At 42.0% G+C, this 11,276-nt stretch carries 12 protein-coding genes and 2 pseudogenes; 10 read left to right on the top strand and 4 right to left on the bottom strand.

The annotated features are described in order from the left end of the window. Nucleotides 1-52: 52 nt before the first annotated feature. Together T489_RS0111015 and T489_RS0111010 are read right to left on the bottom strand one after the other, a co-directional pair. Nucleotides 53-601 (bottom strand): hypothetical protein, encoded by a 549-nt coding sequence (locus T489_RS0111015; RefSeq protein ID WP_031580088.1) that lies wholly within the window; start codon nt 599-601, stop codon nt 53-55. 228 nt (nt 602-829) lie between these two features. Next, the gene (locus tag T489_RS0111010; protein ID WP_031580087.1) at nt 830-1,306 is read right to left on the bottom strand and encodes a hypothetical protein; all 477 of its coding nucleotides are present in this window, start codon (nt 1,304-1,306) and stop codon (nt 830-832) included. Between the two features lie 519 nt (nt 1,307-1,825). Between T489_RS0111010 and T489_RS0111005 the strand changes: the two genes are divergently transcribed. The 9 genes and pseudogenes from T489_RS0111005 (at nt 1,826) to T489_RS15765 (ending at nt 6,595) form a co-directional block, all read left to right on the top strand. Beyond that, on the top strand, nt 1,826-2,092 hold the full coding sequence (locus T489_RS0111005; RefSeq protein ID WP_369791979.1) for an excisionase: 267 nt from the start codon (nt 1,826-1,828) through the stop codon (nt 2,090-2,092). 11 nt (nt 2,093-2,103) lie between these two features. Beyond that, nucleotides 2,104-2,349, top strand: a complete 246-nt coding sequence (locus tag T489_RS0111000; protein WP_031580084.1) for a MerR family transcriptional regulator — start codon at nt 2,104-2,106, stop codon at nt 2,347-2,349. Beyond that, nucleotides 2,309-2,467 (top strand): annotated as a pseudogene (locus T489_RS15490) (integrase DNA-binding domain-containing protein); the annotation flags it as partial. The gene T489_RS0111000 and the pseudogene T489_RS15490, both read left to right, overlap by 41 nt. Nucleotides 2,468-2,589: 122 nt before the next feature. After that, a pseudogene (locus tag T489_RS15775) lies at nt 2,590-2,754 on the top strand (integrase DNA-binding domain-containing protein); the annotation flags it as partial. 30 nt (nt 2,755-2,784) lie between these two features. Beyond that, nucleotides 2,785-3,828 carry a tyrosine-type recombinase/integrase gene (locus tag T489_RS15260; protein WP_369791978.1) on the top strand — a complete coding sequence of 348 codons (1,044 nt, stop codon included), beginning with the start codon at nt 2,785-2,787 and terminating at the stop codon, nt 3,826-3,828. Nucleotides 3,829-4,099: 271 nt separating this feature from the next. Further along, nucleotides 4,100-5,401 (top strand): RNA-binding domain-containing protein, encoded by a 1,302-nt coding sequence (locus T489_RS0110990; RefSeq protein ID WP_084155508.1) that lies wholly within the window; start codon nt 4,100-4,102, stop codon nt 5,399-5,401. A gap of 126 nt (nt 5,402-5,527) precedes the next feature. Further along, nucleotides 5,528-5,722: a type II toxin-antitoxin system RelE/ParE family toxin gene (locus T489_RS15770; RefSeq protein WP_157608230.1), complete on the top strand. Its 195-nt coding sequence runs from the start codon at nt 5,528-5,530 to the stop codon at nt 5,720-5,722. Beyond that, nucleotides 5,719-6,006: a helix-turn-helix domain-containing protein gene (locus T489_RS0110980; protein ID WP_031580081.1), complete on the top strand. Its 288-nt coding sequence runs from the start codon at nt 5,719-5,721 to the stop codon at nt 6,004-6,006. The genes T489_RS15770 and T489_RS0110980 overlap by 4 nt, the downstream gene beginning before the upstream one ends. A 40-nt stretch (nt 6,007-6,046) precedes the next feature. After that, nucleotides 6,047-6,595 carry a helix-turn-helix domain-containing protein gene (locus T489_RS15765; RefSeq protein WP_084155506.1) on the top strand — a complete coding sequence of 183 codons (549 nt, stop codon included), beginning with the start codon at nt 6,047-6,049 and terminating at the stop codon, nt 6,593-6,595. Here T489_RS15765 and lon read toward each other — a convergent pair. Then, complete coding sequence (gene lon, locus T489_RS0110975) at nt 6,531-8,993, bottom strand: endopeptidase La (protein ID WP_037319740.1); 2,463 nt, start codon at nt 8,991-8,993, stop codon at nt 6,531-6,533. The genes T489_RS15765 and lon overlap by 65 nt on opposite strands. A gap of 450 nt (nt 8,994-9,443) precedes the next feature. On the opposite strand from lon, the gene T489_RS14445 reads away from it, so the two are divergent. After that, entirely contained in the window at nt 9,444-10,646 is a 1,203-nt protein-coding gene (locus tag T489_RS14445; protein ID WP_051622058.1) for a zinc-ribbon domain-containing protein, read from the top strand. Between the two features lie 156 nt (nt 10,647-10,802). On the opposite strand, the gene T489_RS15255 is transcribed toward T489_RS14445, so the two are convergent. After that, a partial coding sequence (locus tag T489_RS15255) for a hypothetical protein (RefSeq protein ID WP_031580078.1) occupies nt 10,803-11,276 on the bottom strand: 474 nt, incomplete at its 5' end.

Here is an 11,276-nt window from a genome sequence, read left to right as displayed (position 1 = left end):
AGCCGGCAGTGATGAGGACTGTCGGCTCTACATGACATGACCTTATCTTTTACTATTTAATTTTGTATTCAACTTCTCTTAACGTAACGGAATCATCTGGTTCAACATCATATACCCCAGCAGAGCAAAGACCTTTTTCAAGACAGCTTGACTTTGCGGAAATAGGGCAATCCACACGCCCTTCAGCAACTGAGCAATCATAGATTAATGTTACATTTTCTCCGAAGAAATCAGGTGATGCTGTAATTTTTATTATAGAATCGTCTCCTTCAACACTAACCGTCACATTTGATATATATTTTGAGACATTGTTAGAAGGCAATTTCCACATCATGCCATGATTACCATCTTTACATTGCTTTAGAGACCCTGTATCCATATGACACAGCTCTACTTGGGTGCGTGTTCTATTCCCCATAACTTCACGAAGAAACAGTTTTTGCTTATCATTCAATTTTTGAGTGTTCTTATAACCTTCCGAATTATGCTTTTTCTCCAACCTAGCCTTATCATATTCTTCCGCAAAACCTGCTTGAGATTCAACAGCACAAAACATCGGCAGGATAGCCACAGTGCAACATAAAACATTCTTAAATTTCATAGTTTTATCCTCTTTCAATAAACTTTCTTTGTAAGTCTACACGCTGTTTTCTTTTTGATCATTTTTAGGCATATTCTGAATTCACATTTGTGATCCAAATAAAAAACAGATACCTTCTAACCGTGTAATTGTCTATCAAATGACGAACCAGGAGTGTAGAAAACAAAAGAGCCGGCAGTGATGAGGACTGTCGACTCTACGGATAAATCAATGCATTTTACGCATTATTTATAAATCATTACCTATGATATAACATGTACATTTATCATCAAATAATATACTGTCAAGTCTTACGACAACCTGCGTGATTTTAATACTCCCTGAGTTAACAATCTGACCTCGATCATATTGTTTCCAGGGTTCTGTTTTAGAATTCATATCCATGATGACATTATAATTCTGAGTCTCAAAGTCAATTCCCGGAGAATATCTGTTATTAGAGAGCTCACCCAGCAAAAAACGTCCACGGGCGGATATCACCTTTCCCATGTACAATTCCTGTGCCCTGGCCTTATTCTTTTTAGCGGTAGTACACATTTCGTCTATAAGTGAATTACTGACAATATCCGACTGGGAAGCTGAGGCCGTTTTAGTGGCAGCACTGTCTGAATTGCTTTCTCCGATAGTCGGCAGCCTGAAATCTGTCATATTACAACCTGCAAGAACAAGTGATAACAGACCAACTGAAATTAACTGATTTTTCATAGTTTTATCCTCTTTCAATAAACATTCTCTGTAAGTTTACTGTTGTTTTTTTTTTGACCATTTTTCCTTGTTTTTCAGTCTTACATTTGTGATCCAAATAAAAAACACATTCTTTTTATTCATGCAATTGACTGATCGCTAACCAGCCTCATTCTTCCACAAACACATTCACTCTATTACTTTGACGTTCATCTCGATACACTGCTGTGCAACTTTTAATCATTCAAAAAATATTTTTCTATAGCCTTCGTCAAAACATAGGGTTCACGTCCATTTATATACCTGAGGTATTTTCCATGTATGAAACTGGCTCCCCTACTGATGATTTCGTCGGAGAGTAGCCTTCTTTGTTTTTTGGTAATTCTCGATTATCCGTGGCAAAAAGCGGTTTATTGATCTTCACAACTATTTGATTCAGATGGCATTTTGTTTGGATTAAGTAGTTGATATACCTGAAACAGTACGGGACTATACAGTCAATCAGAGGAGAAAAGTTTTATGCAAAAACAGGAGTCTGTAATGAAAAATCAACTTACTAACGGAGACAATTCAATGAGCGATCCAATTACTGTAATCAAACCGGAAAATGCAGTTACAAAAATTCCTTTCAATGAACGCTACACCTTAACACTTAACGAAGCATCTCAGTATTTCCACATCGGCTACACGAGACTGCGTCTTCTTGCGGAATGCAACATTGGTGTTTTTGCTATCAGATGCGGTAACAGGTATCTGATTGTTCGCCCGAAGTTTGAGGAGTACCTCATCAGTACCCAGATGATTTAACGGTGAGCATGATGATGCCAGCTAACTTGGAAGAAAAGGAGCTGCTTACTGTTGAGGAGGCCATAAAGCTGTTTAACCTGAGTCGGATAAAATTCAGGCATCTGATAAGAAATGAGAAACTCAGCTTTGTGGTTCAATACTGCAGAAAGCAGCGATTCATTGTAAGGGAAGAACTTATGAAATATTTATGTAACGGAAAACAGGAGGAACTTGCAAATGCCAAGAACGGTAGGACCAAGAAGAGACTCGAAGCGTAGAGTTCTCCATACCGGAGAATCTGTCAGAGCAAACGGCAAATACCAGTTTAAATATGTGGTTAACGGTAAGGCCAAGTTTCTGTACAGCTGGAGGCTTCCCCCGACAGACCCACAACCTGCAGGTAGGCTGCCGTGCTTATCACTGCGCGAGCTTGAAAAAAGCATCGATCGGGATTTGGAATCAAGGCTGGATCCGATGCGTAAAAATCTCACGGTCATGGAGCTGGTTCGAAGCGTAGAGTTCTCCATACCGGAGAATCTGTCAGAGCAAACGGCAAATACCAGTTTAAATATGTGGTTAACGGTAAGGCCAAGTTTCTGTACAGCTGGAGGCTTACCCCGACAGACCCGCAACCTGCAGGTAGGCTGCCGTGCTTATCACTGCGCGAGCTTGAAAAAAGCGTCGATCGGGATTTGGAATCAAGGCTGGATCCGATGCGTAAAAATCTCACGGTCATGGAGCTGGTTGAAAGATATCTTAAGACCAGAACCGGCGTAAGGGAATCAACGCTTATCAATTATAATTTTGTTCGCAATCTGCTTAAAAAAGAAGAATTTTCAAGCAGGAGGATGTGTGAGATTAGAACATCCGATGCCAAGCTTTTTCTCATCAAACTTCAGCAGGAGGACAGCAGAGGCTCGAGTACCATTAAAACGGTACGCGGAGTGCTGAGACCTGCTTTTCAGATGGCTGTGGATGATGATTTGCTGGTTAAGAATCCTTTCGGATTTGAGCTTGCCGGTGTCATTTACAACACCGAAAAAACGAGACTGGCCATCACCAAAGAGCAGATGTATAAGTTCCTTAAATTTGTACGAGAGGACAATATCTACTGTAAGTACTATGAGGTGTTTTACATTCTGTTCCACACGGGAATGCGCATATCGGAATTCTGCGGTCTGACACTAAAGGATATAGATTTGGAAAACCGAATAATCGATATCAACCATCAGCTACAAAGATTCAGAGCAGGACAATACCTTATCACTCCGACTAAGACCAATGCCGGAACCCGCAAGATTCCGATGACTGAAGATGTGTACCAGATGTTTAAGAACCTGGTGGAATACAGGCCGACTGATTTGCCTGAGGTGATCATCAAAGGCTATGCAGGATTTCTTATCCGGGATAAGGACGGTATGCCGGAGGTAGCACTGCACTGGGAGAACAGATTCAGTAATGCAGTTAATCGCTACAACGAGATTTACAAAATCCAGATGCCGAATATCACTCCTCACGACTGCCGACATACGTATTGCAGCAATCAGGCCAAGGCAAGAATGAATCCAAAGACGCTCCAGTACCTCATGGGACATTCTGAAATCGCAGTAACCATGGACGTTTATACTCATCTAGGCCTTGATGATGCCAAGGATGAAATAGTCAGACTAAAAGAGCTCGAGGATGCCAGAAAGGAAATCAATAGCATTGAACGTGACACCATGCGCAGTATGGAGAGTCAGTTCAAGTACATTTAAGGCATTCCACCACTAATCTACTTAAGCTCATGACCATTACGGCATGGGCTTTTTTCATATCTGCGCATAATTGCGTTCCACTAAGAAAATATGAGTAGCAAATGGAGTAGCAAATGGAGTAGCAAATAGAGTAGCAAATAGAGTAGCAAATAGAGTAGCAAATAGAGTAGCAAATAGAGTAGCAAATAAGGGACAGATAGAGTATTATTAAGAATAGCGAAGATTAGCTCCATTGCAAAGCCAACAATAATGTATTAAGGGATATGTAGCGATGAATATAGGGGTAGAAACAGAAAAAATTGAATTTAAGAAGACAACAGGAGAGCTTCGAGAAGGAATAACATCTTTAGCTTCAATGCTCAACAAGAATGGCTATGGAATTCTGTATTTTGGAGTTAAAGATAACGGTGATGTGGTTGGTCAGCAAATGGGAGACAGAACACTCAGAGAAATATCCCAGGCGATAGCAAATTTCATTAAACCTCAGATTATACCTACCATTGAACATAAACTGATAGATGACAAAAACGTAATAAAGATTGAAGTTCGCGGTTCTGAAAAGCCTTATTCTGCTTACGGACGGTATTATATGCGTTCAGCAGATGAAGATAGAGAATTAAGCCCGACAGCCTTGAAAGAGTTAATGGACAAGCAAACATCGTCAGATATTTTAACTTTAGTGCCTGCTCCGGTTCAGACACTTTCATTTAATAAACTTAAAATTGCATACGTAACGGCAGGTCTGACAGTTAATCAATCAACTTTCGAAGATAATACAGGGCTGAAAAATAACGATGGAAAATATAATCTAATGGCCTTTCTGCTTGCTGATGAAAATGATATTTCAATTAAAGTAGTCACCTTTGCAGGAAAAGATAAGACAAAACTCATAAAAAGAAATGAGTATGGCGGAACCTGCCTGATTACCTCTATTGATAAAGTATTGGATTACATGGAGTCCATCAATGAAACCATGGTTACGATGGGCAATCACAGACGAACAGAAGAAAAGCTGTTCGATATGGCCAGTTTTAAAGAAGCCTGGCAGAACGCATGTATCCATACAAAATGGGACAAAGGGAATCCACCGGCAGTTTATATTTTCTCTGACAGAATAGAAATTATCTCCACTGGAGGATTACCGGTAGACTTAAATAAAGATGAGTTTTATAAAGGAATAAGTAAACCTGTAAATTCAAAACTCCAAAAGATATTCGGACAATTGGGATATGTGGAACAGACAGGTCATGGAATTCCTCTTATCATCAGCAATTACGGAAAACAGGCTTTTGATATTATGGAAAATTTTGTTAATGTTACTATTCCGTTTAATTATATTAAGCAGGATTCCGTCAGTAATGAGACAGAGAATACAGCAAGCATTAATGAGATTGAGCAACGTATCGTCGATTATATTCGCCAAAATTCCGGTATCACGATAAAAGAATTAGTCAGTGCAAGTGGATACTCTGATGGATATATAAGAAAAATACTTACTTCGTTAAAAGAAAAGAAGATTATTGAACGTCAGGGCGGTAATAGATACGGAAAATGGATAGTTGTAAAACGATAAAATCCACGAATATAACCCAGACTTGACTGATAAAATTATAAACTTATTGCATAACCTAAAACATAAAAGATAGTGAATTCACTGAGATCACAATCTCTATAAAGCCTATGAAGATGCCGTCATGGCATTTTACACATAATTGCCTTCGAGCGTATTAAAAATATCCGAGTAGTCAGCCTTTTCAATTCCGGATACAAAGACATGGCTCCGCTTATTCTTACAAATGGTTTTGTAAAAAAAACTCAAAGAACACCACCGGCAGAAATAGAACTGGCGAAGAAACGAAGATATGATTACATTACAAGGATGGAAAAATCATGATAACATTCAATGACATGCTCAATGAGCAAATGCAAAATGAAGAATTCAGAAAAGAGTATGAAGCTATTCAACCTGAAATGGATGTAATTAGGGCAATTGTTGAAGCAAGGATTTCCCAGAACCTTACTCAGAAGGAACTTTCCGAACGTTCAGGTATTAATCAGGCTGATATAAGTAAAATAGAAAACGGTACTAGAAATCCATCATTGAACCTATTAAAGAGACTGGCTGATGGTATGGGAATGTCTTTAAAAATAGAATTTATTCCTAAACAGCAGGCATAGCAGATTGTAGTAGAGTGAACGCGATCTATGGCTATATAAAATGCTGTTCGTGTGCCATGGCAACAAGTGTAGAGAATGCGGACAATATTTTACAGAGGACATACATGAAAAGATTCCGCATGCCAGAATAACCTGTCGTGCTGCAGAATGGATTAGAAGCCTGTTATCCAAAAACATGTCTGTTTCTGCTGTTGCGGAAATTACTGGTATCCATTGGGAAACAGTTAAGAAAATCCATCTGGGAATTATGGATGATTTTCTTAAAAAACGGAAAGAGGAGCGCCTGCGTTCCGGATATAAACCGACATACCTTGCGGTTGATGAATTTGCTATACACAAAGGCCACAGTTACGCTACCTGTGTAATGGATCTTAAAACCGGAGAAATCCTTTGGGTTGGGAAAGGCCGTGGAATGGAGGATTTCAAACAATTCCGTAAAGAGCCTAAAAAAGGTGGTGTTCTATTGCTGACAAAAAAAGCCTTCCGCATTTCCGTGCGGAAGGCTGTCAGATTAATAAGAAAGGTTACTTTTTCTTCCCTATGTCAAAAAGAATTGAGGCAACTTCATCATAGGTGTCCACATAGTTGAAGTTCACTCCTTCCCTTACATAGTCAGGAAGTTCGGCCACATCCTCCCGGTTGGCGTTTGGAACAATCAGATTGCTGATGCCGACGCGCTTGGCGGCGATAACCTTTTCCCTGATACCTCCGATGGCCAGGACATTACCGGTAAGAGAAAGCTCTCCGGTCATGGCGAAGTTTACCTTCGGAGCCCTGTTGAGCACCAGAGACAGAAGCGCACTGGCCATGGTGATGCCCGCGCTCGGTCCGTCCTTAGGTGTGGCGCCTTCAGGAACATGCAGGTGAATGTTGGCCTTTTCGAAATAATTGGCAGGCACGTCACTGCACAGACGGGCGAGATTTGACGCCACATAGCTTAAGGCGATCGATGCCGATTCCTTCATGACATTACCGAGATTACCGGTAAGACTGAAGCCCTTGGCATAGTGATCCACCAGTCTTGCCTCTACAGGCAGTGTGGCTCCTCCCACAGAGGTCCATGCCAGACCGGTAACAATGCCTACGCCGCTTAAGGTCTTTTCCCTTGCAAAAGGAGGAACACCCAGATAGCCGCGAACGTCGGAGGCTTTAACCACAATCTTTTCGCTTTCCTTTTCCACCAGTTTTATCACACCCTTGCGGATGATTTTGGCAATGCTCTTTTCCAGATTGCGCACGCCGGATTCACGGGCGTACTCATCAATGATTTTACGGACTGCGGTATCCTGGAATCTTATTTCCCTGTTTCTGATGCCTGATTTTTCAAGAGCCTTGGGTATCAGATGCTTCTTGGCGATTCTGAACTTCTCCTCGGCAAGATACCCTGACAGGGTTATGGCATCCATACGGTCAAGCAGAGCCGGAGGAATGGTGTCCAGGGAATTGGCTGTACAGATGAACAGGCATTTTGACAGATCAATCTTCACGTCAAGATAATGATCCCTGAAGCCGCAGTTCTGTTCCGGATCCAGAGTTTCCAGCAGTGCACTGCCGGGATCCCCCTGAGTGCTTATTCCCAGCTTGTCTATTTCATCTAGCAGAATAACCGGATTCATGGCCTTTGATTCCTTCAGTGCCTGAACCAGCTTGCCAGGAAGAGCGCCGATGTAGGTTCGTCTGTGTCCCTTGATTTCCGCTTCATCACGCATGCCGCCGAGACTGAATCTGAAAAACGGTCTGTTGAGTGCTCTGGCGACTGAACGGCCGATTGAGGTTTTACCCACGCCCGGAGGTCCTACAAGAAGCATTACCGCACCGTTGAATTCCTGTTTGTAGCTGCCTACCGCCAGAAATTCCAGAATTCTTTCCTTCACGTCGTTCAGACCTTCATGATCCTCCTCGAGAATCTTTCTTGCGTGTCTGATATTGAAATTATCCTTTACGTAAACTCCCCACGGCACGTCAGTAAGCCAGTTGAGATAATCACGGCTTACTGCAAATTCAGGACTCTGCGAATCAAGAAGCTTCATGCGGTTGAGTTCCTCATGGAAGCGATCCAGAATCTCCTTAGGCGGATTGAGATTATCCATCTTGTCCGTAAGTCTGTTTATTTCAGATGTCTTGTCGTCAACCAGAACCCCTAGTTCCTTCTGAATTTCCTTTAACTGTTCCTTCAGGAAGAAATTACGCTGCTTGGCGTTAATCTTTTCGGAAACGGTGTTCTTGATGGTTTTTTCAAGCTTGGTGCTGGCAAGTTCCTTCTGAACCAGAGACAGAGACAGTTTCAGTCGCGGAATAAGATCCACGGTTTCAAGCACCTCAAGAAGTTCGGCTGAGCTTGCCGTGGTGATACTTGCGGCACAGTCGGCAAGAAGAGACGGATCGTTCGGATTGAACCTCAGCAGATACTGCTTGAGTTCCTGATAATACAGAGGATTAATCGGAATCATCTCCTGCATGGTGGAAATAATGGCCATGGCATATGCCTTGACCTCAATTTCCTCCTTAGCGTCTCTCGGCGGAAGCTCATCCTCAGGATATGTTGCATCCCCTTCTATCACCTTACTGTTCTTTACGTGAATGTTATCCAGTCTGACACGGGTAAGCCCCTGAATCACAATCTGCAGATCCTCACCGATACGTGCCTGCATGATTCTGACCAGACACCCCATTTTGCCGGTCAGGCTGTCAGCCTTGAATTCCTGTTCAAGTTCACTTTCAGGTCTTACCACGATGGCCAGCACCTTGGATTCGGAATTAACGACCTGACGGATCGTGGCAGCCCACTTGCTTGCAAGCTGAACCGGAATCAGCTCACTCGGCAGGACAGGTCTGTCATAAACCGGAATAACCGCTACCTTCGCTGGTCTCACCTTGTCGGAAACAACGACACTTCCTGAATTCTGTTCAGAATTTTCGGTCTCGTCTTCATGTTCGGTTTCGTTCTCTTTGAGAGAATCGATATCATCATCTTTTTTTCTGGACATACGTACTTTTCCATAAATATAACTACCATAGAATTACGTATGGGCATCTCGATGAAATTTCAAGATACATCACAATTTTTTTGGTAACCGGTATCTGCCTGCGGTAATGATGAGGAGCACGTCTTTATCATAAGGATGTCTCACTTATGAAAAAATATACGTGTCAACCGGAAGATCCGCTTTCAAATGAGAGATTTCACAGTGTTTTTTATACGTAACATATAACTTATTATTGTTCAGATTTCAGGTAATATATATAATTCACGACAGCGGAATTTCCGAAGCCTGCCAAATGCCATGAATACCTTTTGCGGCAGGACAGGAAACCCCGGACTTATTTAGTACAGGAATATCCCGAATAAAGAACATAAAACCGATCCCTGAGGATCCGTAAATCAGGATATTTAACGACCAACGCATTATTCCACATACAGAAAAAGGAGCTGTAGCATGAAATGTCCTTTCTGCAAATCTGAAATCAAAGATAATTCCAGATTCTGTCCGAACTGCGGCAAGAACCTTCCTCACAACAGACAGAACACAGACAACAATCAGCAGGATTCCGGTTTTTCCGGTACTGCAGAAAACAGCGGTAATCAGTCAGTAACTGCAGAAAAACCGCAGATCAATCAGGATCTTGTTTATTCCGACAGATTCAGTCAGGGAGACGCTCAGTTCAGTCAGAACAATTATCAGTTCAGTCAGAACAACACCGATCCTCAGCTTAACGAGGCTCTCAAGGGAATAAACACCATGAACGTGATGCAGATTATCTGCCTGATATCAATGTTCCTTCCGTTTGTGAATATTCTTAGCCAGATCCTGCTTCTCGTCATCATCATCATGTCTTTCGGGCTGACATCAAAAGTAAGCAATGCATTCCGCAAATTCAACTATGAGCAGTATGCAAGGATATCAGACGGTATTAAAACAAAGTGTGCAGTTATTCTCGTATCCTCAGTGCTTTCAATAGTTGCATTTTTTGTAGCGTCTGCAGGAATTGGAGCGGAATCCACTGCCGTGACTGTATCAGGAATTCTAATCGCGGTTGTAGCTTCACTTACATCAGCAGTGCTCCAGATATACTGCTTCTGCCGTCTCTATACCGTAAAGAACGCTCTGGAATCAATCTCCTTGAATCAGGAACTGCCGCAGAAGCCAAGCTCTGGAACTGTTATCTGGGTATGTGTTATAGCGGTTATTTTCTTCTTCATGATTGTCATCGGAGGAATACTTGCCGCTATCGCACTGCCTGCATATGCAACCTACATGAAGAGAGCTAGATTTACCGAAGTAACTGCGATTGTTGACGCTGTTAAACGACAGGCTGAACTCTGTGCCTTCGAGTTCGACTATACAAATCTTGAAGGAAACTGTGACAATACCAGACAGGCTGCCGAAGGCTCAGGCTGGGCACTGTATTCTCCACATGATTATGCAACAAAATACGTTGAATCAGTTGAGGTCGTTTCCTTAAATGCTGAACGCGCAAGATCAGGTAAACCTGAAATACATATCACTGCCACTACAACCCGTTCAGGTTTCGGAGGCAGAAAATCAGGGATCTCAGTAGTCGGCAAAGTTGTCAACCAAGACATCGACTGGTCAGTAGATTATTCCAATTCTCCGTGCAAAACGGATAAACTCTGCTAATCTGCCTATAAACAAGTGCCGTTTTTCAGAATGACACTGTTCTGAAAGTCTGCATGACTGTCCTGAAAAGGAGCTTCAGTATCCCTAAACTTTGTTGTAATTCATATGTTTAGGACACATAAGACCGAATTTCAAATAACGTGAGGTTCGGTCTTTCTATTTCTCGATTTCACTTAGGATAATATCCAGTTCGTCCAATGACTGTATGTTGTCGTCTTCGTCTGTTTCCTCTTCTTCTTTCGAGAGTTTTCCAAATATTTCCGTAGAAGGCATAGGAATGTCCAATGCTTCCATTATCCTTCTTTGAACACCGGTTACAGGAGTGTAATAACAACCTTCCCTGAATACCGTCTGTTCGATAGAATCTAGATTTGCCAGCAGTTTGTTATCTGAATCGTAAGGCATTTTTATGCCGTTGGCGGTTGCGTGCTTTACTCTTTGTCTGAACATCATTCCAATGGCACTGGCAAGGAACATTACAAAAGTCTTTCCTTCTGTTGTCTCATTCTTGGAGGTTCTATATCTGTTTCCTCCAATGGTCTGCTTGGCAATCCTGAACAGATCCTCAACTCTTTCTCTCTCATAGTATGCCATCCATGCCTCAACAGGATCGGAGACGCGATTGGATAC

It is taken from the genome of Ruminobacter sp. RM87, assembly GCF_000701925.1.
Classification (GTDB): Bacteria; Pseudomonadota; Gammaproteobacteria; order Enterobacterales; family Succinivibrionaceae; genus Ruminobacter; species Ruminobacter amylophilus.
This window is presented reverse-complemented; position numbering and strand designations above follow the sequence as displayed.